Annotated in this window: 24 protein-coding genes and 1 pseudogene; 9 read left to right on the top strand and 16 right to left on the bottom strand. The window is 70.2% G+C overall.

All coding sequences use genetic code 11. The features are described from left to right. Window positions 1–17 precede the first annotated feature (17 nt). Entirely contained in the window at window positions 18–344 is a 327-nt protein-coding gene (locus ACFYQ5_RS04670) for a TlpA family protein disulfide reductase (protein ID WP_389193044.1), read from the bottom strand. Window positions 345–563: 219 nt separating this feature from the next. Here ACFYQ5_RS04670 and ACFYQ5_RS04665 point away from each other — a divergent pair, with 219 nt between their 5' ends. Further along, entirely contained in the window at window positions 564–1,286 is a 723-nt protein-coding gene (locus tag ACFYQ5_RS04665; RefSeq protein WP_359471524.1) for a lysophospholipid acyltransferase family protein, read from the top strand. A 57-nt stretch (window positions 1,287–1,343) separates the two neighbouring features. Here the strand turns inward: ACFYQ5_RS04665 and ACFYQ5_RS04660 are convergent, their stop codons facing one another. The 4 genes from ACFYQ5_RS04660 to ACFYQ5_RS04645 all read right to left on the bottom strand — a co-directional run bounded on the left by ACFYQ5_RS04660 (window position 1,344) and on the right by ACFYQ5_RS04645 (window position 5,261). After that, window positions 1,344–1,943: a transglutaminase family protein gene (locus ACFYQ5_RS04660; protein ID WP_389193041.1), complete on the bottom strand. Its 600-nt coding sequence runs from the start codon at window positions 1,941–1,943 to the stop codon at window positions 1,344–1,346. Window positions 1,944–2,011: 68 nt separating this feature from the next. Continuing rightward, entirely contained in the window at window positions 2,012–3,094 is a 1,083-nt protein-coding gene (locus ACFYQ5_RS04655) for a threonine aldolase family protein (protein WP_389193038.1), read from the bottom strand. After that, on the bottom strand, window positions 3,073–3,837 hold the full coding sequence (locus tag ACFYQ5_RS04650) for an SDR family NAD(P)-dependent oxidoreductase (RefSeq protein ID WP_389193035.1): 765 nt from the start codon (window positions 3,835–3,837) through the stop codon (window positions 3,073–3,075). The genes ACFYQ5_RS04655 and ACFYQ5_RS04650 overlap by 22 nt, the downstream gene beginning before the upstream one ends. A 26-nt stretch (window positions 3,838–3,863) precedes the next feature. Then, window positions 3,864–5,261: a DUF6421 family protein gene (locus ACFYQ5_RS04645; RefSeq protein ID WP_389193032.1), complete on the bottom strand. Its 1,398-nt coding sequence runs from the start codon at window positions 5,259–5,261 to the stop codon at window positions 3,864–3,866. Window positions 5,262–5,540: 279 nt separating this feature from the next. Between ACFYQ5_RS04645 and ACFYQ5_RS04640 the strand changes: the two genes are divergently transcribed. After that, window positions 5,541–6,191 (top strand): glycerophosphodiester phosphodiesterase, encoded by a 651-nt coding sequence (locus ACFYQ5_RS04640; protein ID WP_389193132.1) that lies wholly within the window; start codon window positions 5,541–5,543, stop codon window positions 6,189–6,191. Between the two features lie 111 nt (window positions 6,192–6,302). Here ACFYQ5_RS04640 and ACFYQ5_RS04635 read toward each other — a convergent pair whose 3' ends face one another. Beyond that, window positions 6,303–6,851, bottom strand: coding sequence for a GNAT family N-acetyltransferase (locus ACFYQ5_RS04635; protein ID WP_389193030.1), 549 nt, complete (start codon window positions 6,849–6,851; stop codon window positions 6,303–6,305). 177 nt (window positions 6,852–7,028) lie between these two features. Between ACFYQ5_RS04635 and ACFYQ5_RS04630 the strand changes: the two genes are divergently transcribed. From ACFYQ5_RS04630 to ACFYQ5_RS04610, 5 genes are all read left to right on the top strand, one after another. Continuing rightward, on the top strand, window positions 7,029–7,628 hold the full coding sequence (locus ACFYQ5_RS04630) for a DUF5134 domain-containing protein (RefSeq protein ID WP_389193027.1): 600 nt from the start codon (window positions 7,029–7,031) through the stop codon (window positions 7,626–7,628). 87 nt (window positions 7,629–7,715) lie between these two features. Then, a complete protein-coding gene (locus ACFYQ5_RS04625) occupies window positions 7,716–8,651 on the top strand; it encodes a M56 family metallopeptidase (protein ID WP_389193024.1) in 936 nt (311 codons plus the stop codon). A 34-nt stretch (window positions 8,652–8,685) separates the two neighbouring features. Further along, window positions 8,686–9,375: a phosphatase PAP2 family protein gene (locus ACFYQ5_RS04620; RefSeq protein WP_389193021.1), complete on the top strand. Its 690-nt coding sequence runs from the start codon at window positions 8,686–8,688 to the stop codon at window positions 9,373–9,375. Between the two features lie 30 nt (window positions 9,376–9,405). Beyond that, window positions 9,406–10,125 carry an HAD family hydrolase gene (locus tag ACFYQ5_RS04615; RefSeq protein ID WP_389193019.1) on the top strand — a complete coding sequence of 240 codons (720 nt, stop codon included), beginning with the start codon at window positions 9,406–9,408 and terminating at the stop codon, window positions 10,123–10,125. Window positions 10,126–10,205: 80 nt separating this feature from the next. Continuing rightward, a complete protein-coding gene (locus ACFYQ5_RS04610) occupies window positions 10,206–10,385 on the top strand; it encodes a hypothetical protein (RefSeq protein ID WP_389193017.1) in 180 nt (59 codons plus the stop codon). A 172-nt stretch (window positions 10,386–10,557) separates the two neighbouring features. On the opposite strand, the gene ACFYQ5_RS04605 is transcribed toward ACFYQ5_RS04610, so the two are convergent. Further along, a complete protein-coding gene (locus ACFYQ5_RS04605) occupies window positions 10,558–12,048 on the bottom strand; it encodes an LVIVD repeat-containing protein (protein ID WP_389193015.1) in 1,491 nt (496 codons plus the stop codon). A 181-nt stretch (window positions 12,049–12,229) separates the two neighbouring features. Here ACFYQ5_RS04605 and ACFYQ5_RS04600 point away from each other — a divergent pair, with 181 nt between their 5' ends. Both ACFYQ5_RS04600 and ACFYQ5_RS04595 read left to right on the top strand, forming a co-directional pair. Beyond that, window positions 12,230–12,889, top strand: a complete 660-nt coding sequence (locus tag ACFYQ5_RS04600; protein ID WP_389193012.1) for a DUF305 domain-containing protein — start codon at window positions 12,230–12,232, stop codon at window positions 12,887–12,889. Window positions 12,890–12,965: 76 nt separating this feature from the next. Continuing rightward, window positions 12,966–14,342: an FAD-dependent oxidoreductase gene (locus ACFYQ5_RS04595; RefSeq protein ID WP_389193009.1), complete on the top strand. Its 1,377-nt coding sequence runs from the start codon at window positions 12,966–12,968 to the stop codon at window positions 14,340–14,342. A gap of 6 nt (window positions 14,343–14,348) precedes the next feature. Here the strand turns inward: ACFYQ5_RS04595 and ACFYQ5_RS04590 are convergent, their stop codons facing one another. The 9 genes and pseudogenes from ACFYQ5_RS04590 to ACFYQ5_RS04550 form a co-directional block, all read right to left on the bottom strand. After that, complete coding sequence (locus ACFYQ5_RS04590; RefSeq protein WP_389193006.1) at window positions 14,349–14,696, bottom strand: ArsR/SmtB family transcription factor; 348 nt, start codon at window positions 14,694–14,696, stop codon at window positions 14,349–14,351. A gap of 51 nt (window positions 14,697–14,747) precedes the next feature. Next, entirely contained in the window at window positions 14,748–15,476 is a 729-nt protein-coding gene (locus ACFYQ5_RS04585; RefSeq protein WP_389193004.1) for a class I SAM-dependent methyltransferase, read from the bottom strand. A 29-nt stretch (window positions 15,477–15,505) separates the two neighbouring features. Beyond that, window positions 15,506–16,606, bottom strand: coding sequence for an NADH:flavin oxidoreductase/NADH oxidase (locus ACFYQ5_RS04580; protein WP_389193001.1), 1,101 nt, complete (start codon window positions 16,604–16,606; stop codon window positions 15,506–15,508). A 118-nt stretch (window positions 16,607–16,724) separates the two neighbouring features. Next, window positions 16,725–17,123, bottom strand: coding sequence for a hypothetical protein (locus ACFYQ5_RS04575; RefSeq protein WP_389192999.1), 399 nt, complete (start codon window positions 17,121–17,123; stop codon window positions 16,725–16,727). A 27-nt stretch (window positions 17,124–17,150) separates the two neighbouring features. After that, window positions 17,151–17,351, bottom strand: a pseudogene (locus tag ACFYQ5_RS04570) (hypothetical protein); the annotation flags it as partial. Window positions 17,352–17,836: 485 nt separating this feature from the next. Further along, window positions 17,837–20,239: a glycoside hydrolase family 3 N-terminal domain-containing protein gene (locus ACFYQ5_RS04565; protein WP_389192996.1), complete on the bottom strand. Its 2,403-nt coding sequence runs from the start codon at window positions 20,237–20,239 to the stop codon at window positions 17,837–17,839. Between the two features lie 51 nt (window positions 20,240–20,290). Continuing rightward, window positions 20,291–21,190, bottom strand: coding sequence for a carbohydrate ABC transporter permease (locus ACFYQ5_RS04560; protein WP_389192993.1), 900 nt, complete (start codon window positions 21,188–21,190; stop codon window positions 20,291–20,293). A gap of 4 nt (window positions 21,191–21,194) precedes the next feature. After that, a complete protein-coding gene (locus ACFYQ5_RS04555) occupies window positions 21,195–22,124 on the bottom strand; it encodes a carbohydrate ABC transporter permease (RefSeq protein WP_389192990.1) in 930 nt (309 codons plus the stop codon). A 2-nt stretch (window positions 22,125–22,126) separates the two neighbouring features. Then, window positions 22,127–23,371: an extracellular solute-binding protein gene (locus ACFYQ5_RS04550; protein ID WP_389193129.1), complete on the bottom strand. Its 1,245-nt coding sequence runs from the start codon at window positions 23,369–23,371 to the stop codon at window positions 22,127–22,129. Window positions 23,372–23,465: the final 94 nt, after the last annotated feature.

Here is a 23,465-nt window from a genome sequence, read left to right as displayed (position 1 = left end):
AGATGCGTCACGGTCCGTCATATCGCCCGCCCCAGCGCGGCGACGACATCCGCCGTACGCGGCTGCCCCGCGGCCCGGCGGACGATGCGGCCCGTCGCGTCGAGCACCAGGACCGTGGGGGTCCGGCTGATACCGAGGCTGCGCACGAGCGTCAGTCGTTCCTCGGCGTCGATCTCGACATGGACGACGCCCTCGACCATCCCGGCCACCTCCGCGAGTGTGCGCCGGGTGGCGCGGCACGGCTGGCAGAACGCGGTGGAGAACTGCACCAATGTGGCCCGATCCCCCAGTTCCGCGCCGAGTTGGGCCGCGTCCAGCGTGCCGGTGGCCGTCCGACCGTCCATCCCGTCCTCCCTCTCAGAGCTCTGCGCAAAGGGTCAGCGCCCTGCGGCCGCATTACATTCCCGGAAGATTCACGTGACGAGAATCTCTCGTCCTTGGGCCTTTGGGGCTGGCCACGGCGTCGCGCATGGGGCACGATCGCCACAATGCCGAAAACCTACGGCTGCGTAACTTCCGCCGGGAGAACCCTCCCCAGGCATTGAAGAAGGGTCTTCATCCAGATGGCAGAGCTCGTCTATCGGCCGGTCATCGGCGCCGCTCGCACGCTGTTCAAGGCGCTCGACCTGAAGATCGACACCCAGGGTTCGGAGCACATCCCGAAGACCGGTGGCGCGGTTCTGGTCAGCAACCACATCAGCTATCTGGACTTCATCTTCACCGGACTCGGCGCCCTGCCCCAGAAGCGGCTCGTCCGCTTCATGGCGAAGGAGTCGGTGTTCCGGCACAAGGTGTCCGGACCTCTGATGCGCGGCATGAAGCACATCCCCGTGGACCGCAACCAGGGCGAGGACGCCTACGCGCACGCGTTGGCGTCGCTCCGTGCGGGCGAGATCGTCGGTGTGTTCCCCGAGGCGACCATCTCCCAGTCCTTCACCCTGAAGAGCTTCAAGTCGGGCGCCGCGCGGCTGGCCCAGGAGGCGGGCGTACCGCTGATCCCGATGGCGCTGTGGGGTACCCAGCGACTGTGGACCAAGGGACGTCCGCGCAACTTCGGGCGCAGCCACACCCCGATCACCATCCGGGTGGGCGAGGCCGTGGAGGCCCCCGCCGACCAGTACGCGGGGGCGATCACCCGTCGGCTGCGTGAACGCGTCCAGGAGCTCCTCGAGGCGGCGCAGCGCGCTTATCCGGTGCGCCCCAAGGACGCGGCCGACACCTGGTGGGTTCCGGCGCACCTCGGCGGTACGGCTCCGACGCCCGCGGAGGCACGCGAGCTCGGCTGATCCGTCGCGCGGCGGTGCGGCGCCGTGCCCGGCGCGTCCCGGGGGGGCGCGCCGGGCTCAGAGCGCGGTCGGCAGGTTCCTGACAAGTTCCGCACCGTCGCGCGAGCTCCGCAGCGCGCGGAGGGCCACCGGGTGCGGCGCGGCATGGATCTGCGGATAGTCCGTCTCGTCGAGCTCCGGCCGTGTCACGCAGGCCAGCCGCTCCGCACCCGCCGAGAACCGGGCGTCGATCCCTCCCACGTTTCCGCGCGGATCCTGCCGGATCCACCGCTCCCACCCGGGAAGCCGCACCGCGACCAGGCCGTGCACGACGAGGCCCACGCCGTCCCCCGGGACGAGCCGCTGGTAACAGAGGCCGGCATGGATGCCCGCCGCCCGCAGCAGAGCGGTCAGGGCATGGGCCTTGGCGTAGCAGATTCCGGTGCGCTCGGCGAGGACGTCGGAGGCGCGCCACGTGACCCGTGGGTCCCCCACGTCCATCGAGTGGGGGATGGCGTCGCGTACGTACGCGAAGGCATCGGACGCGTATGTGTATGCGTCTGCCTTTCCGGAGCCGAGGCGCTCTGACGTCTCCCTCACGAGCGGATGGTGATGGTCGATGACCTCGTCGGCAGCGAGATAGGCGGAGAGTTCAGGAGCGTCCTGGATCAGCTTCATACCCACGGAGCGTAGCGAAGCGGCCGACCAGGAGCAATACATTTCCAGTCGGCCGCATACTTATGCCGCTACTGCCTGGCCATCTCTTCCTTGAGCGCCAGCACGAAGGCGTCCACGTCGTCCTCGCGGGTGTCGAACGCACACATCCAGCGGACGTCGCCGGCCTTCTCGTCCCAGAAGTAGAACCGGAACCGCTTCTGCAGCCGCTCGCTCACCTCGTGCGGCAGCCGCGCGAAGACGGCGTTGGCCTGGACCGGGTAGAGAATCTCCACACCGTCCACCGACCGGACCCCCTCGGCGAGCTGCTGGGCCATGGCGTTGGCGTGCCGTGCGTTGCGCAGCCACAGGTCCCGTGCGAGCAGCGCCTCGAGCTGGACCGAGACGAAGCGCATCTTGGAGGCGAGCTGCATCGACAGCTTGCGCAGATGCTTCATGGCCCGGACGGAATCCGGGTTCAGGACGACGACGGCCTCGCCGAAGAGCGCGCCGTTCTTGGTGCCGCCGAAGGAGAGGACGTCGACGCCGACGGCGTTGGTGAACGTGCGCATGGGCACGTCCAGCGACGCGGCGGCGTTGGCTATCCGCGCCCCGTCCAGGTGGACCTTCATGCCCCGCTCGTGGGCATGCTCGCAGATCGCGCGGATCTCGCCGGGGGTGTAGACCGTGCCCAGTTCGGTGTTCTGGGTGATCGACACGACCTGGGGCATCGCCCGGTGCTCGTCGTCCCAGCCGTACGCCTCGCGGTCGATGAGCTCCGGCGTCAGCTTCCCGTCGGGCGTCGGGACGGAGAGCAGCTTCAGCCCGCCCATCCGCTCCGGCGCGCCGCCCTCGTCCACGTTGATGTGGGCGGACGCGGCGCAGATCACCGCGCCCCAGCGGTCGGTCAGCGCCTGGAGGGCGACGACGTTGGCCCCCGTGCCGTTGAAGACCGGGAAGGCCTCGGCGGTGGGGCCGAAGTGGCTGTGCATGATCCGCTGGAGGTGGCCGGTGTAGTCGTCCTCGCCGTAGGCGACCTGGTGGCCGCCGTTGGCGAGGGCGAGGGCCGCGAGTACCTCCGGGTGCGCACCCGCGTAGTTGTCACTGGCGAACCCGCGTACCTGCGGGTCGTGATGACGTCGCGCATCGGTCCTTACGGTTGCGGGGTCAGCCACAGACGCTTTCCGTTCACTTCTCCGGCGGGCCTGTCCCAGACTCCGGCGATGGCCTCGGCCAGCTCCGTGACGTCTGTGAATCCCGCGAACTTCGCATTCGGGCGCTCGGCGCGCATCGCGTCGTGCACCAGTGCCTTGACGACCAGGATCGCAGCAGCCGAGGTCGGGCCCCCGTCGCCCCCCGCCTTACGGAAGGCGTCCGCCAGGGCGAGCGTCCAGGCCTCGGCCGCCGCCTTGGACGCGGCGTAGGCCGCGTTCCCGGCGGTGGGGCTGCTGGCCCCGGCCGCGCTGATCAGCACGTACCGGCCGCGGTCGCTGCGCTGGAGGACGTCCTGGAACGCGAGCGAAGTCGACTGCACGGTACGGATCAGCAGCTTCTCCAGGAAGTCCCAGTCGGTGAGACTGGTGTCCGCGAAGCCGGAACCGCCACGCCAGCCGCCCACGAGGTGGACCAGACCGTCGACGTGGCCGAATTCCCTCTCCGTCTTGACGACCCAGTCCCGGGTGGCCTCCAGATCGAGCAGATCGACCGTGTCCCCGGTGACGGTCGCCCCGCCGTGCGCGTACCGCGCGGCGTCGACGGCCTCCGAGAGCCGCTCGGGATTGGCGTCGGAGGCGACCACGGTCGCGCCCGCCTCGGCGAGCCGGAGCAAGGTGGCACGGCCCGCCGGCCCCGCCGCTCCGGCCACCGCCACGACCGCGCCCTCGAGCGCTCCGCTGTCGGCCCTGCCTGTTCCGTTCATCGCCACCGCCTCCTCAGAACCCGCGCTCACGCTGCTGCCCGCCCGGCGTCCGCCGCGGTGATCCCCTTGGTGGAGGCGATCACATGCTTCAGCTTCTTCGAGAGCGCCTCATAGAACATGCTCAGGGGAAACTCGTCCGGAAGCACGTCGTCGACGAGCTTACGGGGCGGCTGTGTCACGTCCAGCGCGTCCGGACCCTTGGCCCAGCGGGAGCCGGGGTGGGGTGCGAGATAGGTCGCGACCAGGTCGTACGCCGCGAACCAGTGCACGAGCTTGGGGCGGTCGATGCCGTCGCGGTAGAGCTTCTCGATCTCTCCGCAGAGCTGGTTGGTGACCTGCGGGGCACGGGCCCAGTCGATCTTGAGCGTGTTGTCGGTCCAGCGGACCACGTCGTGCTTGTGGAGGTAGGCGAAGAGCAGCTGACCGCCGAGGCCGTCGTAGTTGCGCACACGCTCACCGGTGACGGGGAAGCGGAACATCCGGTCGAAGAGCACGGCGAACTGGACGTCACGGCCCTGGCCGAAGCCGTCGGCCTCCAGCTTCACGGCCTCCTTGAAGGCGGTGAGGTCGCAGCGGAGCTCCTCGAGCCCGTACATCCAGAACGGCTGGCGCTGCTTGATCATGAAGGGGTCGAACGGAAGGTCGCCGTGGCTGTGGGTACGGTCGTGGACCATGTCCCAGAGCACGAAGGCCTGCTCGCAGCGCTTCTGGTCGCCGATCATCTCGCGGATGTCGTCCGGCAGCTCGACGCCCAGCAGGTCGACGGACGCCTCGGTCACGCGGCGGAAGCGCGCGGCCTCGCGGTCGCAGAAGATGCCGCCCCAGCTGAAGCGCTCCGGCGCCTCCCTCACGGCGATGGTCTCGGGGAAGAGCACCGCGGAGTTGGTGTCGTAGCCGGCGGTGAAGTCCTCGAAGGTGATGCCGCAGAACAGTGGGTTGTCGTAACGCGTGGCCTCGAGGTCGGCGAGCCACTCGGGCCAGACCATCCGCAGCACGACTGCTTCGAGATTGCGGTCCGGATTTCCGTTCTGCGTGTACATCGCGAAGACGACCAGGTGCTGGAGGCCGTCCGCGCGGTTCCTGGCGGGCTGGAAGGCGAGCAGGGAGTCGAGGAAGTCCGGGACGCCGAAGCCGTCCGCGGTCCAGCGGCGAAGGTCGGTGACGAGCGCGCGGTGGTAGGCCTCGTCGTGCGGGAGCAGCGGAGAGAGCTGCTCGACCGCCGTGATCACGCGTTCGATCACGGTTCCGGCCGTCGCGGCCGAGGGTGCGCCGTCCGCCGCGAAGTCGATGGAACCGTCCTTGGACTGCCAGGGGCGGAGCTCTTCCACGGCACTCTTGAGCGCGGGCCAGGCCGGGTGCTCCACGACCCGCTGGGAAGCAGCTATCGCACCGGTGGCGGTGGCATGCTCAAGAATTTCCGTCATAACACTTCCTTCACGGGAGAACCTCGCGTCAAGCAACCGTATCCATGCACGGTTCCTTCGGACAAGTGGAGAACAGAAAATTATCCTGCCGACCCTCATCTTCACCGTTATTTTTCCTGCCACACATCCGTGTGACAACTCCTTCCACCGGACTGGCAGGGCAGTGGCCGTTCTGCAGGCAAGAACTGGTTCCCTGAGGGCAGAAGCCGCACGGGGGCGAACACGACGGACGGAAGCAGGAGTGCCTTGACTTTTCTCACCATCGGTCATCGCGGGGTCATGGGTGTCGAGCCGGAGAACACGCTGCGCTCGTTCGCACACGCGGAGCAGGTCGGCATGGACGCCGTCGAGCTGGATCTCCATCTGAGCAAGGACGGCGCGCTCGCCGTGATGCATGACGCCGCCGTGGACCGCACGACGGACGGGCGGGGGCTGATCGCCGAGAAGACGATGGCGGAGCTCCGCGAGCTCGACGCCGGGCAGGGCGAACAGGTCCCCGTCTTCGAGGAGGTGCTCGACGCGATCGGCTCGCCCGTCCAGGCCGAGATCAAGGACGTGGCGGCCGCGAGGGCGCTGGCCGAGGTGATGCTGCGCCGCGACCTGGCCGGCCGCGTCGAGGTGTCCTCGTTCCACGACGAGGCGGTGGCCGAGATCGCGCAGCTGGTCCCGGGCGTGCGGACGGTGCTCATCGCCAGCCGCTGGGAAGGCGACGTGGTGGACCGGGCGAAGGCGGTGGGCGCGGCGACGCTCGCCCTGAACATCCGCCGCCTCACCCTCGAAGTGGTCGAGCAGGCCCACGCGGAGGGCCTGAAGGTGATCGGCTGGGTGGTCAACACCCAGGACCATCTGCGCCTGGTCCGCGCGCTGGGGCTGGACGGCGCGACGACCGACTATCCGGAGATCCGGCGCGCGGGCCGCTTCACCTCCTGAGCCGCTCCCGGGCCCGCCGCATGCCAGAGCCTCGCAGGGATCGTCCTGGGCTCAGGTGCCCTGGCACCGCACCCTGATCCGGCCTGACCGGCCTGATCCGGACGAAGGACCTCAGAGCTCCTTGACCAGCAGCTCGAACGCGAGATCGTCACGCTGCGGGATACCGAAGCGCTCGTCGCCGTACGGGAAGGGCGTCAGCTCTCCCGTACGGCGGTAGCCCCGGCGCTCGTACCAGGCGATCAGCTCCTCGCGGACGGAGATCACCGTCATGTGCATCTCACTCGCGCCCCAGCTCTCGCGTGCTGTGCGCTCCGCCTCCGCGATGATCACTTTGCCGAGGCCCGCGCCCTGCAGCTCCGGACTCACCGCGAACATGCCGAAGTAGGCGGCCTTCCCCCGGTGTTCGAGCTGACAGCAGGCGACCGGCTCGCCGTCCCGCTCGGCGACGAGGACCCGGCCCGAGGGGGCCGCGAGCACCTCGCGCACCCCGTCGGGGTCGGTGCGCTGCCCCTGAAGGATGTCCGCCTCGGTCGTCCACCCGGCCCGGCTCGCGTCGCCCCGGTAGGCGGACTCGACGAGTCGCACCAGCACCGGCACATCGTCCTCGGTCGCGTCGCGGAAGGTCAGTTCTGCCCGTGCCGTGGCCGGTGCGATGTCCATGTGGCTTCTCCGGTGGTGTGCTGCCGACTGTGCTTTCCCGAGACTAACCCGGCCGTTCCCGCCCCTCGCAGGCCCGGCGCGCTCCCCTCAATACGCCAATGCGCCCCGGTAGGAGTGGCGGGAACGGGGCATCGATGGGACGACACCGGCGTGATCCGCCGTAGGGGGAGGTGCACTGTGCACGGACCGGTGCTGTCCGGCTGGCTTCTCATGGTGCTGTGCGGGGCCACGGGGGCCTACTGCCTGTCGCGGGCGCTCAACGGCACGGAGCGGGAACGCGGATCGGCGCGCGCCGAGGCGCTGATGGGGTTCGGGATGGCCGCGATGGCGGTGCCCGCCGTCCTGCTGACGCTCCCGGAATGGATGTGGGTGGTGTACGCGGTGGTGTTCGGCGCCGCCTCGTTGCACGCGGCCGTGTCCGCCAGGCGCGGCGGCCACCATCTGCATCACCTGGTCGGTTCGCTGGCCATGGTCTACATGGCCGTGGCCATGGCACCGGGAGCGGCCCACGGCCCGGGGGGCGGCCACCTGGGACACGGCGCGGGGACGGCCGGAGGCATCCCGGTGCTCACGGGAGTGCTGCTGGCCTACTACGCGCTGTACGTCCTGCGATCGGCGGGGCAGCTCATACCGGCTGCCGCGTCGGCCGGCGCACCTGCCGGGGTGCCGGCCGGCGGCGGCATGACCGTTGCGGCCCGGGGCGCGCGGCCGGAGCTGGCCCTGGCGTGCAGGCTGACCATGGGGACAGCCATGTTCGCGATGCTGCTCACCCTGTGAGACAGCGGGCCCCGCGCCCCGTGTCGTACGTCACTTGAGGCGCGCGGCCGTACCCGTGGACACCGCGGCACTCATAGGCTGACGCCCATGTTGGTCTCCCTCGCGCTCCTGCTGCTCGGTGCACTGGCCGCCGTCGTGGCCCCGGGCCTGATGGCGAGGGCCCGTTGGCCGGAGCGTGAACCGGTCGTGGCCCTGTGGGTGTGGCAGTGCGTGGTCGCGGGCGTCCTGTTGTCGTTCGGGCTCTCCATGACCTTCAGTGCGGCTGCCGCGTGGCAGGCGGTCCGCGGCCATGTCTTCGCACCCGCCCCGCACGGCGTCGTCGAGGCGTACGCCCTGGGCGCGTACGGACCGTGGTCGGCTGTCATCGCGGTGCTGCTGGCGCTCGGTGGGGTGTGGACCGCAGCCATGCTCGCACGGGAGATCCACCGGGCCCGGGCCCGTCGCAAGCGACGGCGAACCGAACTGCTGGTCCGTTCCCCGCTGATGCCGGGTGAGGAGCCCGGCAGCGGACGCCTCGTGGTGCTGGAGGGCGAAAGGCCCGATGCGTGGTGGCTTCCGGGAGCGGCGCCCCAACTCGTCATCACCACTGCGGCACTCAGCAGGCTGAAGGGCCGTCAGCTCGATGCCGTGCTGGCACACGAGCAGGGCCACGCGCAGGCCCGCCACGACTGGCTCCTGCACTGCTCGGGCGCCCTCGCGACCGGGTTCCCCCAGGTGCCGGTGTTCGCCGCGTTCCGCGACGAGATGCACCGCCTCGTGGAACTCGCCGCGGACGACGTGGCGTCGCGGCGCTTCGGACGCCTCACGATCGCACTCGCTCTGGTCGAACTCAACGAGGACCGCGGGGTGTTCGGCCCGGCACCGGCCTCCGGCGCCCAGATGCCGCTGAGGGTGAACCGCTTGCTCACTCCGGTGGAACGGCTCACCGCGGGCCGTCGGCTGCGGCTGACCGCCGCCGCCGCGCTGGTGCCCGTCGTACCCCTGCTGGTGGCCTTCGTGCCGGGCCTCAGAGCTCTGGGATAGCTTCACGCGCGGATCATGAACGAGTATCGACCCCATGCCTTCCCCTCCCCTCCCTCCCCGCACCCGAGCCCCCCTCCTGATCGCGGGCCTCGCGTGTGCCTCCCTGTCCCTCGTTCTCCTGGTGCTGGTCGCGGTCCGCTGGTCACCTCTGATCGCGCTGGACACCACGGTGGCCGAAGCACTGCACCGCAGAGCGGTGGCCGAGCCGGGGCTGGTCCAGGTCAGCCGGGTGCTGACGGACTGGGTCTGGGATCCCTGGACGATGCGCGCCCTGACCGCCGTGGTCGTGATCACCCTGTGGTGGCGCGGTGCGCGCCTGCTCGCCGGGTGGGTGGCAGCGACCAGCCTGCTGGGCACCCTCCTGCAGCAGGGGCTGAAGGCGGCCGTGGGCCGGGAACGCCCGCAGTGGCCCGACCCGGTGGACTCCGCGAACTACGCGGCCTTCCCCTCGGGGCACGCCATGAGCGCGGCGGTCGCCTGCGGGCTCCTGATGTGGCTGCTGCGCCTGCACGGCGCACAGTCCCCGGTGTGGTGGGGGTCACTGATGCTCGCCCTGGTCTCCGTCGCCGGTGTGGCCCTCACGCGCCTCTACCTGGGTGTGCACTGGATGACCGACGTACTGGGCGGAGTGCTCCTGGGAGCCGCCCTGGTCGCGTTCTCCGCCGTCGGATACACCGCGTACGCGGGACGGCGGGCGGCCGGTGGCAACGGTCCGTCCTTGTGAGGCCTCACCCGGGACCGCGATGATCGGCGCATGCAGATCAAGGGTGTACTTTTCGACTTCTCCGGGACGCTCTTCCGGATCGAGTCCGTCGCGTCGTGGCTGCGCGCCGTCCTCGACGCACGCGGCACCACCGTGGAACAGGCCGACTTCGAGCAGTACGCGCGGCGTCTGACGGCCGCCGGGGCGCTGCCCGGGGGGCCGAACCCGGAGGAGGTGCCCCCGGCACTGGCCGCGGTGTGGGCCGGTCGCGACCGCACGGCGCAGCTGCACCGGGAGGCGTACACCGGCATGGCCCGCCGGGTCGCCCTTCCGGACCCCGGTCTGTACGACGCCCTGTACGACCGTCACCGAGACCCCGCCGCCTGGCAGCCGTATCCCGATGCGGCGGAGGTACTGCGCGGGCTGCGTCACAACGGCGCCTCGATCGGTGTCGTGAGCAACATCGGCTGGGACCTGCGCCCCGTCTTCCGCGCGCACGGCCTGGACGAGTGGGTCGACGCCTACGTCCTGTCCTACGAACACGGCATGCAGAAGCCCGACCCCGGCCTGTTCCGCACGGCGTGCTCGCTGCTGGGGCACGATCCCGCGGAGGTGGTCATGGTGGGTGACGACCGCCACGCGGACGGGGGTGCGGCCGCTCTGGGCTGTGAGGTCCGTTTCGTGGATCACCTGCCCGTGGCGGAGCGGCCGGAAGGGCTCCGGGCGCTTCGCCTGGTGGAACTCACGGGGCCGGCCCCCCGCGTTCCATGAGGGATTCCGGGAGGCGGTGTGAGGGATGTCCCTGCTCCTGAGGGGGACCGGAAGCCCGAAAGGGGTTTAGCTTGGTGGACATGTCCCCGTATCCGAACACGTCCGTCGCCGTGCGCCCCGCCTCCGTCGTCAACGAAGAGATTCGCGACCTGTGGCAGCGCTCGGGCGGACTGCTGTCCGCCGACGACGAGACGGAGTACCAGCGCCTGCTGGTGGAGTGGTCCACCGCCGCGGGTACGAGCGTCCGTCCGGCCGCCTGAGCTGCCGGGCGGCCCGTGGCCCCGCGACTGATTCCGGCGATCCCCCGCATCGCCGGAATCAGGGGTACAGCATGTCCCCGCGCCGCCCATGGGTCAATGAGATAAACGTGCCCCGCCGGGCGGGAACAGCCCGGCGGGGCACTCGCTTTCACCTGCGGGGGAATCCGGTGTGTCAGCGGCCGAAGTAGTCCGGCTGCGTCTGCACGTTGAGTTCCGGCAGCCGCACCTTCTGCGCCGGGTCTGTCCGCCGGTCGTTGAGCTTCAGGACGTCGAAGCCCTTGGCGATGTCGTTGGAGTAGATGTAGCCGTTGTAGTAGTACGCCGACCACGGTCCGGCCGTGGTGACCGCGTCCGTGGAGACAGGACCGCGCTCGAAGTACGCGATCTCCTTCGGCTTCGAGGAGTCGGTGAAGTCCCACACGGAGACCCCGCCCTGGTACCAGGCCTGGACCATCAGGTCCTTGCCCTTGACCGGGATGATCGAGCCGTTGTGCGCGACGCACACCTCGGTGTCCGCCTGCGGGCGGTCGATCTTGAAGTAGCTGCGGAAGACCAGCTTGCGGTGGTCCCCCTTGCCCGTGATGTCGTAGACGCCGTCGGCCCCGCGGTTCGGGCCGATCTCGTCGTTGCAGGTGGCCGCGCCGCCGCCGCCGAGCTCGTCGGTGAACACGACCTTGTCGGCATCCTGGTTGAAGGTCGCGGAGTGCCAGAACGCGAAGTTCACGTTGTCCTGGACCCGGTCGATGATCTTCGGGTTCTGCGGGTCCTTGATCGAGAACAGCAGGCCGTCACCCATGCACGCCCCGGCTGCCAGGTCCTTCGACGGCAGAACGGTGATGTCGTGGCAACCGGTGGTCTTGGAGACGCCGGGGTTGGCCGGTGCGCCCGGGTTACCACCGTCCGGGAAGAGCACCGGGAAGTTCACGATCCGGGAGTCCTCGGGAGTGCTGCGCGGCACCTTGATGACGGAGATCCCGTCGTGCGGCGGCTGGCAGTCCGGGAACGTCTCGTTGGGCGAGTACGACGAGACGTAGACGTAGACGCTCTTGCGCTCGGGGACGATCGTGTGGGTGTGCGAACCGCATGCGGTCTCGACGGCGGCGACGTACTTCGGGTTGCGCTTGTCGCTGATGTCGAAGACCTTCATGCCCTCCCAGGAGGACTTCTCCGTGGCCGGCTGGGTGGTGCTGGCACAGGAGTTGTCGCTGCGGGAGGAGTCGGTCGACAGGAAGAGGAGATTCCCGGAGACCGAGATGTCGTTCTGCGAACCGGGGCACAGGACCTGCGCGACGGTCCTCGGCTTCTTCGGGTTGCGGATGTCGAAGATACGGAAGCCGTCGTAGTTCCCGGCGTAGGCGTAGGTGCCCTGGAAGGCCAGGTCCGTGTTGGTCCCCTGGAGCGCGTCCTTGGGGACGTTCGTGAGGTGTTCGATGTTGGCGCTGTGGACGATCTCGTCCACGCCGGGTATCTCGCCGCTCTCGATCGCGGCCCGTGCTTCGGCCTGCTCGCTCGCGGAAACACCGCTGCGGGTGGTGGCGGCGTCGCCCGGGTCCGGTGTCGCGGCCGCGGGTCCGGCCGTGAACAGCGTGGCGATGAGCCCGGCCGCGGCTGCCGCCACGCCCAGACGTCTGCGCCGCACGCTGGTGGTGTGCAACGAGGTCACTGCGTCCTCCCTGGTATCCGTTCGTCGACGAACGGTTCTTGGACCCCGGCAGTATCGTCCCTCGCGTGTACACACCAACAGATGGCAACAGAGACGTAATAAAAGTTTTTGATCACGGGCCGGTGGAAGGTGTTAGGACGGTCTGCAACAGACTCATGTGGCACTGGAGGTCGCCGTGTTGATGCCCCGTCGAACCACACGCGTGCGCTCAGCCGCCCTGGCGGTGACACTCGTGGCCGCCGTTCTCGCCCTGGGCGGCTGCGACGACGGCAGCGGCGAAGCGGCCGACGCCGGGGCGGACAAGGGCATTTCGGTCGTGGCGCCCGGAAAGCCCGGCGAACCGGCCAGGACGCTGTCGGCCGAGGAAGCCGCGAAGGCCGCCGGGGACGACACGCCCAACTCCGCCGACTTCCGCTACGCCCGCATGATGATCGAGCATCACGAACAAGCCCTCGTGTTCACCGCCCTCGTTCCCGGACGGGCGTCCGCCACCTCGGTCGAACGGCTCGCGCAACGCATCTCGGCAGCCCAGAAGCCGGAGATCGGCGCCATGGAGGGCTGGCTGAAGAACAACGGCGGGGACGACCGCGAGGAGACGCACGACCACTCCACGATGCCCGGCATGGCGACCGACGCGCAGATCGAGCAGCTGCGTGCCTCGCGGGGCAAGGCCTTCGACCGGCTGTTCCTCGAGCTGATGATCACCCATCACCAGGGTGCGGTCACCATGGCCACCGAAGCTCTCGCGGACGGCAACAACGTGCTGGTGGAGGAGATGGCCAACGACGTCGTCGCCCAGCAGACGGTGGAGATCGACCGGATGCGCGGACTGATGACCTGAGGCTGCCGGGCCGCACTCCTCCCCGATTCCGCCTGGCGGTGCCATGCTGGAGCCATCGTCCGGGAGGAGGTGCGCCGTGCTCCGTGTCGCCGTCGTCGGTTCGGGCCCCAGCGGGGTCTACACGGCCCAGGCGTTGCTGCAGCAGTCCCGGGTGCCCGATGTGCGGGTGCATGTGCTGGACCGGCTGCCCACACCGTACGGCCTGGTCCGCTACGGCGTGGCGCCCGACCACGAGAAGATCAAGTCGCTGCAGAGCAGTCTCCGGGCGGTCCTGGAGGACGACCGGATCACCTTCGTCGGTCATGTCGAGGTCGGCGGCGCGGGCGGGCTGTCACCCGCCCGGCTCAAGGAGCTGTATCACGCGGTGGTCTACTGCGTGGGCGCGGCGGCCGACCGGCCGCTCGCCGTTCCCGGTGAGGGGCTGCCGGGGAGTTTCTCCGCCACCGAGTTCGTCTCCTGGTACAGCGCCCACCCGGACGCGGCCGTCGACGGCTTCCCGCTCCTGTCCCGTTCGGCCGTGGTGGTCGGGGTCGGCAACGTGGCGGTCGACGTGGCCCGGATCCTCGCCCGCGGCGCGGCCGAGCTGCGGGGCACGGACGTGCCGCGGGCCGCTCTGGACGCGCTGGAGGCGAGCCGGGTGCGTGACGTGCACATCGTCGGCAGGCGCGGACCCTCGCAGGCCAGGTTCACCACCAAGGAACTGCGCGAGCTGGGCTCGCTCCCCCGGGCACGGATCGTCGTCGACGGGGTGGAGCTCGCGCGCGATCCGGCGTACACGGGTGCGGCGGAGGGCCCGGGGGCGGCACTGCCTGCCGTGGTCCGGCGGAATCTGGACGTGCTGCGCGGGTGGGCGGCGGATCCACCGCCCACCGCGCTCGACCGCGAGCGCCGCGTCCGGCTCCGGTTCTTCCTGCGCCCGGTGGAGCTGCTGGAGCGGGCGGGGCGGGTCGCAGGGGTGCGCTTCGCGCGGACGGCTCCGGACGGTGCCGGAGGCGTCCGGGACACCGGGACGTACGAGGACATCGAGGCCCAGCTCGTGCTGCGGGCCGTGGGCTACCGGGGGACGCCCCTGCCCGGCCTGCCCTTCGACCCGGTGCACGGCACCGTGCCGCATCGGGCGGGGCGGGTGACCAGGGACGGGACGGCCTCACCCGGGGAGTACGTCGCCGGGTGGATCAAGCGTGGCCCCACCGGGGTGATCGGCTCGAACAGGTCGTGCGCCAAGGAGACGGTCGCCTCACTCGTCGAGGACGCACCCCAGCTCGTCCGCCGGGAGGTGCCCGCCGATCCGCTGGAGGCTCTGCGGGCTCAGGGGCTGCACCCCGTGGAATGGGACGGCTGGCTGTCCATCGAACGCGCGGAGGCTGCGCTGGGCCGCTCGCTCGGACGTGGGCAGGTGAAGATCCCCGACTGGTCCGGGCTGCTCGACGCGGCCCGGGGCGACCGCCCGTAGCGCGCGTCAGCCCTTGCCGAGGCGCTCGGCCTGCCGGTCCGCACCGCCGAGCACGCTGTCCAGCAGGCCGGGGAAGAGGGCGTCCAGGTCCTCCGTCCGCACACAGCTCAGTTTGGCCGTGCCGCGGTAGAACTGGCTGATGACGCCGCTCTCGCGGAGCACCCTGAAGTGGTGCGTGGTGGTGGACTTGGACACCGGGAGATCGAAGCGGGAACAGGCCTGCTCGTCGGTCGCGCCGGCCAGCTGGCGCACGATCCGGAGCCTGATCGGATCGGAGAGCGCGTGGAGCACGCCCTCGACGCGGATCTCCTCGCGCGAGGGGTGGGCGAGCACGCGAGCGGCGTTCGTCGTCACTGTGGCTCCACTTCGTCCAGGGGCTCTCATTGTACGAGAGTCGTCGTAGTTTTATCCACGGGCCGCCACCACGAGCCGGACGCGCGGGCTGCCGTCCGGCCGCCGCCCGAACTCCTCCAGCGGCAGCAGCCGCAGCGTGAATCCGGTCCGTACGAGGTCGTCCACCACATCCGCGAGCGGGAACGTGCGGTAGTACATGACGAAGGGCGGGCGCCACAGCGCGTTGCGTGCCCGCATGGCCAGGTCGAAGCCGAGCAGCGACCAGTAGGCCCGGGAGCCCACCGCGGGCGGGGCGCCCACCGGGAAGACGAACAGGCCGCCGGGCCGCAGCGCCGCGTACACCTGGTCGAACAGCGCCGGGCGTTCCTCCGGCAGGAAATGGCCGAACGCCCCGAAGCTCAGGGCCAGATCGAAGGCCTGCGTGAACGGCAGCGCGAGGGCGTCGGCCCGGACCCAGTCCATCGCAGGACCTCCGGCCTCCCCGGTGTCCGCAGCCCGGGCGACGTCCAGCATGCCGGCGCTGAAGTCGACGCCGGTGACCCGCTCCCGGCACAGCGTGCGCAACACGCCCGCCCCCGCCCCGGTGCCGCAGCAGACATCCAGACCCCGGCCGAACGGCCCGAGGGGCCGCACCGCGTCGGCGACGGCTTCGAGCACCCGGTCCGGGGTCCGGTAGGGCGTCAGGTCGAACTTCGGGGCGAGCAGGTCGTAACCGCGCATCGTCGAGGAGAGCGCTTGTACGGCCAGTTCGCGCAGCGTGGGGCCCTGGGGAGTGAACATCGCCGCTCAGCGTACCCAGGGACGCGATGTCACACCGCGTAACCGTACTGCTCGGGCACCCGGACGTCGCCGCCGAGCGCGCGTGCGGCGTTGCGGGCGAAGTAGGGGTCACGCAGCAGCTCCCGGCCGAGCAGGACCGCGTCGGCGCGTCCGTCGGCCAGCACCTTCTCCGCCTGCACGGGGTCGGTGATCAGCCCCACGGCTGCCACCGGGAGGCCGGTCTCGTTGCGCACCCGCTCGGCGAACGGCACCTGGTAGCCGGGCTCCACGGGGATCCGTGCCTTCGGTGCCAGTCCGCCGGTCGAGACGTCCAGCAGGTCGACGCCGTGAGCGAGCAGCTCGCGTGCGAAGCGGACGGTGTCGTCGGCGGTCCAGCCCTCGCGCGGGTCGTCCGCGTTCTCGCTCAGCCAGTCGGTGGCGGAGATGCGGAAGAACAGCGGGAGCTCCTCGGGCCACACGGCGCGCACGGCGTCCACGACCTCGAGCGCGAAGCGGGTGCGGTTCTCGAAGGAGCCGCCGTAGGCGTCGGTGCGGTGATTGCTGTGCGGGGACAGGAACTCACCGATCAGGTAGCCGTGCGCCCCGTGGATCTCGGCGACCTCGAAGCCCGCGTCGAGCGCCCGGCGGGCGGCGTCGGCGAACTGCCGTACGACCTGCTGGATGTCCTCGGTGCTCAGCTCGGTGGGCACCGTGTGAGCCTCGTCGTACGCGAGAGGGCTCGGTGCGTCCGGCGTCCAGCCCTCGGGGTCACTGACACCGATGGGGGCACCACCGCGCCAGGGGCGGTCGGTCGACGCCTTCCGTCCGGCGTGGGCGAGCTGGATGCCCGGGACCGTTCCCTGACCGGCGAGGAAGCCGGTGATCCGGCGGAACGCCTCCACCTGGCGGTCGTTCCAGATCCCGAGGTCGGCGGGGCTGATCCGGCCTTCCGGGCTGACGGCGGTGGCCTCGACCAGGACGAGGCCGGTTCCGCCGACGGCGCGGGCGCCGTAGTGGGCGCAGTGCCACTCGTTGGCCGTGCCCGCGTCCGGGCCGGACGCCTCCGCGCTGTACTGGCACATCGGGGCCATCCAGACCCGGTTGGGAATGGTCAGCGACCGCAGGGTGTAGGGCTCGAACAGTGCACTCACAGGGGACTCCGGTTCCTCGGGACGCGACGGGCGGCACGACGGCCCGGGCGCACCGGGCCGTCCCTTCGTACGAGATCCACCGTACTACGAGTTTCACCGTACTACGAGATGTGCCGTACTACGAAAGCCGCCGGTGCCGGAGCCGGATGCCGGCCTCGGCGTCGTACATCTGGGTCCAGCTGCGTCCGCCTCCGGAGGTCCAGGTCACCTGGACGCCCGCCCCGTCCGTCCTGACGGCCTCCACCGTCATGAGCCGGTCGCCGTCCCTTACGTCACCACGCAGCAGCTCACGCGCCTTGACGGTGACGGGCTCCGTCCGCCGCGCGCTCTCCGCCTCGGCGGCCGCCGCGACGAGAGAGGCGGCCAGCTCCCTGGCCGCAGCCGGGGTGCAGGACCAGGAGGCGTGCGCCGAGGAGCCCTCGATCCGGATGCCGACCTGGAGAGGACCCGCCGCCGGCCCGGGGGCCACCTCCAGCCTCGCACCGTGTCCCTCGGTGTCCCTGATCTCGACGCTCATCCCTGCCGCCTCCTCGTCCCGCTCCGGTCAGCTCAGCCGGAGACTCTCCGGCGGGCCCAGATAGCTGGGCTTGAGGCCGCCGGTATGCACCACGAGGTTCTGGAGTACCACGGTCGGGTCGACCATCCAGAATTTCAGTACGTGGACGCCGGCCCGGCCGATCTCATGAGCGGTGCCGGTGCGGTTGACGTTGTCCGAGGCGTTGCGGGCCCACTGCGTGTTCATGGTGCGCGCTCGGCACCTGGGCGCCCCCGCCTTCTTCGGCCCCGGCAAGGCAGTCACTCACATTGCCGACGCGGCGGTGCGACCAGAGGCCGATGAGCAGCATCACCAGGAAGTAGCCGCCCAGGGCGGCCCAGTCGAGCGGTGCCATGAGAACTCCTCGATGTGCGTACGTGGCTGGGGCGGCCGGCCAGGAACGCGGCTGCCCCGGCGGATTACCAGCGGGGCGTCTTCTTCTCGCAGGAGGGTCGATCCGCCGCATGCAACCGGTGTGCTCGCACGCGATGCGCCGCTCGTGCAGGCGGGCGAGGGCGCCCCGGTCCGGTCCGACGCCGAGACCGGGGCCTCGGGGGACGCGTACCGCTCCGTCGGCGAAGGTCAGCGCCGTAGCCCGAGCACGCCGGGTGGCGTTCGAAAGTTTCGACGTCGTTCCCCGCGCACCCCTGAAAGGTGCGCGGGGCGGGTGTCCGGGAGACCGAGGCCCCCGGACGTCAGTTCTGCGCGATCAGCGACTCGACCGATGTGGCGCAGACCATGTGACGCCTGTGGTCGACGGTCCGCTCGGGCCCGGTGAGGCGCAGCCGTACGGTGTGCTTGACGTCGGCCACATCGCTGGACGTGGCGAAACGCAGCTCCAGGTCGCCGGGCTCGACGATCCGGCGCCCGCCGGTCCCGGTGAAGGAGACCAGGTCCGGGTGAAATCGGAAGCTGATCTTCCGGGACTCCCCCGCGGCGAGCGGCACCCGGGCGTATCCGATCAGCCGGGCCTCGGGGCGCGTGGTCTGGGCGACCGGATCGTGGACGTAGAGCTGGACCACTTCGGCCCCGTCGCGGTCACCGGTGTTGCGGACCGTGATCGCGAGGTCCGTCTCCTGGTCGGTGCGGAGCTCGGCCGGTACGTCGGCTCCGGCCTCCCAGGCGAACGAGGTGTACGAGAGTCCGTGACCGAAGGGATAGAGCGGGGTCGGGTCCAGGTTGCTGACCCCGTTGGCCCGGCCGAGCGGCGGCTGAAGATACGTCCACGGTTGGCCGCCGGGCCCGTGGGGCACGCTCAGAGGCAGACGCCCCGAGGGGTTGACCCGGCCCGAGAGCACACCCGCGAGTGCCGGGCCGCCCTCCTCGCCGGGGAAGAACGCCTGCACACAGCCGGCCAGCCGGTCCGCCCGTCCGCCGAGGGCGTACGTACGTCCCGTCAGCAGCACCAGGACGACGGGCGTGCCGGTCGCGAGCAGCGCGTCCAGCAGCTCGCCCTGGAGCCCGGGCAGCGCCAGGTCGGAGGCGTCGCAGCCCTCGCCGGAGGTACCGCGGCCGAACAGCCCGGCCCGGTCGCCGAGCACGGCCACACAGACGTCGGCCCCGGCCGCCAGCGCGGCGGCCTCCTCGATCCGGGAGGCGTCCGTACCGTCCACCTCGCATCCCTGCGCGTAGTCGACGCCGACGTCCGGGAACTCCTCGCGGAGCGCCTCCAGCACCGTCGGCACGTCGATGCCCATGGCTGCCTCGGGGTACTGGACCCCGACGTGGCTGGGGAAGGAGTAGCAGCCGAGCATGGCCAGCGGGTCCTCGGCGCGGGGTCCCACCACCGCGATCCGTCCGGTGCCGCTCAGCGGAAGCGCGCCCTCGCGGTTGGCCAGCAGGACGCAGGACCGCTCGGCGAGCAACCGGGCGAGGGCGCGGTTACGCGGCGGGTCGAGGTCCACCGTGCCGCGCGCCCGCTCCGGGTCCACGCCGTCCAGCACCGCGGGGAGGGCGGGTCGCAACGGGTCGAGCAGGCCCAGCTCGCACTTCTGCAGCAGGACCCGGTGCAGGGCGCGGTCCACCAGTTCCTCGGCCACGAGTCCCTCGCGTACGGCGGCGACGAGCGCGTCACCGTAGCTCCGTACGGTGGGCAGCTCCACGTCGACGCCGGCGGTGAGGGCCAGCCGCGCGGCGTCACCGCGTCCGGCGGCGACCTTGTGCAGCGTCTCCAGGAAGCCGATGCCGAAGTAGTCGGCGACCACCGTTCCGCCGAACCCCCAGGTGTCGCGGAGGAGCCCGGTCAGCAGGGCGGGGTCGGCTGCGACGGGCAGGCCGTCGATCTCGGCGTACGAGTGCATCACCGACCGGGCGCCGCCGTCGCGGATCGCCATCTCGAACGGCGGCAGGATCACGTCGGCCATCTCGCGGGCGCCCGCCCTTACCGGGGAGAGGTTGCGCGCGCCCGCCGACGCGGAGTAGCCCGCGAAGTGCTTGAGCGTGGCGACGATCCCGGAGGACTCCAGGCCCCGGACGTAGGCCGTACCGATGGTCGCGACCAGGTAGGGATCCTCGCCGATGGTCTCCTCCACGCGGCCCCAGCGCAGATCCCGCACCACGTCCAGGACCGGAGCGAGTCCCTGATGGACGCCGACCGACCGCATGTCGCTGCCGATCCGGTGGGCCATCTCGGCGACCAGCTCCGGGTCCCAGGCCGCACCCCAGGCCAGCGGGACCGGATAGGCGGTCGCGCCCCAGGCGGTGAAGCCGGCCAGGCACTCCTCGTGGGCGAGGGCGGGGATACCGAACCTGCCCGCCTCGGAGATCCTGGCCTGGGCCGTGGCCAGCGAGAGGGCGCCGACGCCCGGGTCGACCGGGGCGGTGCCGAACGGGCGGGTGAGCTGGCCGAGTCCGCGCGTGGTGATGTCCTCGAAGTCGACCGGATCGACCATGTCGTTCTGATGCGGTGCGACTCCGTCGCCCTCCGCGTCGGCGCCCACCCAGATTCCGTAGAGCTGGGCGGCCTTCTCCTCGAGCGTCATCCGGGCCGCGAGGTCGGCCACCCGCTCCTCGGGGCTGAGCGAAGGGTCGCGCCACGGGCCGTCGACGGCGGGGGGCGGATCGGACCGGCGGGTGTGCGGGGTGGGGTGGATTGCCATGGCGGCAGGGGTTCCTCTCATGAGTGCGTGGTCCGGGGCGGCGTCGATGTGCTACTTGCCGCCCACCCCCATCAGTCCGTTGATCAGCGCCCGCCGCGCCACGAGGTACACGGCGAAGATGGGTATGACGGAGAGGATGATCGCCGCCAGTACAGCGGGGATGTTCACTCCGAACTGGCTCATGAAGTTGAACAGTCCCAGCGTCAGTACGCGTTGCTCCTCTGACTGCGTCAGGATCAGCGGGAACAGGAAGCCGTTCCACGCCTGCAGGGCGGAGAAGATCGCCACCGTGCTGATCCCGGCCTTGGACAGCGGCACCGCCAGCTGCCAGAGCATGCGCACGGGCGAAGCACCGTCGAGGGCCATCGCCTCGTACATCTCCTCGGAGACGTCGCGCATCGTGCCGCTGAGCACGAGGACCGCGACGGGCATCGCGAAGGCGGCGGTGGGCAGGATGATCGCCCACAGGGTGTCGTACAGCCCCATCTTGCCGATCATCAGATACAGCGGCACGATCACCGCCTGCGCCGGGATGGCCACACCGAGCAGGAAGGTCCGGAAGGCGAGCGACGAGAGACGGCTGCGGGCGCGCACCGCGACGTACGCCACCGGAACGGAGAGCACCAGCACGATGGCGACCGTGGCCACCGCGACGATCGCGGTGTTGCCGATCAGCGCGAGGAACCCGCTGTCCAGCACGAAGCCGTAGTTCTCGAGCGTCGGATCCGTGGGGATCGCCAGCGGGTCGCCGTTCAGGGCCTCGTCCTGCCGCATCAGCGACGCGGAGACCAGCGTGTAGAGCGGCACCAGGACGATGACCAGCCAGATCAGCGAGCCGATGCCGGCCACGGGATTGCCCCAGGACCTGCGCCGGCGGACCAGGCGGCCACGACGCGACGCGTCGGGTGTCGCGCGCTGCCGCGGCGAAGCGGGGCGGGTGTCGATCGACATCTCGTCACATACCTTCCCGGGTGGACCGCATGGACCCGAAGCCGCTGAGACGGACCATGATCAGCGAGATACTGGTGGCCACGACGACGAGCGCCGTGGCGATGGCCGCCGCATAGCCGAGGTCGTACGTCTGGAAGCCGGTGCGGTACATCAGGTAGGGCAGGATCGTCGTGTCCGTGCCCGGGCCGCCCTTGGTCATGATGAGCACGGTGTCGAAGTACGTCAGTGAGCCGACGATCATCAGGATCGACGAGGTCGTCATCGTGTGGCGCAGCTGCGGCAGGGTGATGTGGAAGAACTGCCGCACCATGCCCGCGCCGTCGATGGAGGCGGCCTGGTAGAGGACCTCCGGGATCTGGCGGGCGCCGCCCTGGTAGATCAGCGTGTGGAAGGGCATGAACTGCCAGCCGCCGACGAACGCCACCACGAGCAGGGCGCCGGTGGATGACCCCATGACGTTGGGATCGATGCCGAGCCAGGGTCCGATCGTCTGGATGACGCCGAAGTTGGGGTCCAGCAGGGCGCGGAACAGTATCGCGATGGCGGTGGTGGAGAGCAGCAGCGGGATGAAGAAGATCGCGGACAGGAACGCACGGCTGCGCTGACGGCCCGCTGCCCACACACCCAGCAGCAGGGCCACCGGAGTCTGGAAGACCCAGCTGATCGTGGTGAGCAGGAGGCTCAGCCAGGCGGCCTGGCCGAACTCGGAGTCATGGAACAGCCGGGTCCAGTTGTCCAGGCCCGTGAAGGTCGGGGAGTTGAGCCCGTCCCATTCGGTGAAGGAGAGGTAGACGGCGATCGCCAGTGGAACGATCGCGAAGACGGCGAAGAAGAGGATGCCGGGGACGGCCCAGGCGACCGGCGGGCGGCCGACGTGGCCGACGGCCGCCTTCCTGTCTCCGTGCCTCTTCGCGACCGGAGTGTGAGGGGGCATCGTTACTTTGCGGCCTTCATTGCTTCGACGAACTGCTCAGGGGTCGTCTTGCCGGCGAACAGCTTGCTGATCTCCGTGAGCAGTGGCGTGGCGTACTGGGCTTCGAGTGCCTGGTCCCACGACAGGGTGAAGCTCGGGGCCTTCTGCACCATTTCGTACTGGTCGGTGGCGAACTGCGGGTTGGGGGAATCACTCAGCATCGAGGCCGCGTTGGAGGTGGTGGGAACGTCACCGTTGTCGACGACGGCCTGCGCGTAGGTCTTCGACGCCATCGTCTTCAGGAACGCGATGGCGGTGTCCTTGTGCTTGGTCCGGGCGTTGACGGACCAGTAGTTGGTGGGGTTCCCCACGATGTTGGCCGGGTCTCCGACCCCGCCTGTCACCGTCGGGAAGGTGGTCCAGCCGAGGTCCTTCTCGGCGAACTCGGGGGCCTTGCCCAGCTGGGTCGAGTATTCCCACGAGCCCATGAGGTGCATCGCGGCCTTGCCCTTGCTGAGCAGGGTCGGCGCCGCTCCGCTGCCGTAGTCGACGGAGTTGAAGTTCTTGCCGAAGGCGCCCTGATCGACCAGCTCCTTGACGGTCCGGGCCGTCGTGAGCACCGCGGGGTCACCCCAGCCGTCGGTGTCGCCGTCCTGGATCTTCTTGAAGACCTCCGGGCCGCCGATCCGGTCCAGCAGGTATTCCATCCACATCAGTTCGGGCCACTTCTCCGCGCCGCCGAGCGCGAAGGGGATGATGCCGGCGGCCTTGAAGGTCTTGATCGCCGCCTGGAGGTCTTCCCAGGTCTTGGGCGGATCGATCTTGTGCTCGGCGAAGAGGGTCTTGTTGTAGAAGAGCATCACGGGCTGCATGCCGCGCATGGGCACCCCGTAGATCTTCCCTTCGAGACTGCCGGCCGTCATGATCGAAGGAATGAAGCCGTCCTTGAGCGCGGCGTCGTTCTTGACCGTCGAGGTCAGGTCGACCAGGTCCCCGGAGTCGACGTACGGCTTGATGGAACCGCCGCCCCAGTTGTAGAAGACGTCAGGCGCGTTGGGCGAGCCCATGGCGCTGCGCAGCTTGTTCACGTAGTCGGCGCCGGGAACCGGAACCAGCTTCACCTTGACCTTGGAGGTCTTGTTGAACGTGTCGACCGCCGCCTGCTGGACCTTGACCGCGTCGTCCCCGTAGACGTAGGCGGTGAGGGTTCCGCTGTCACTCCCGCCGCCTCCGGAGCCGCAGCCGGCCAGCAGACCGGCCATGGCCATCGCCGCGCCCGCCGCGACCCATCTTGCCGAACGTGTGCCCTGAGTGAATATCCCCGAACGCATGACCGCACCCTCTGTCGAATGTTTCGGCGTG

The organism is Streptomyces sp. NPDC005794 (assembly GCF_042871445.1).
Classification (GTDB): domain Bacteria; phylum Actinomycetota; class Actinomycetes; order Streptomycetales; family Streptomycetaceae; genus Streptomyces.
Note: the sequence above shows the minus strand (reverse complement) of the source record. Positions and strands in the feature narration are given on the sequence as shown.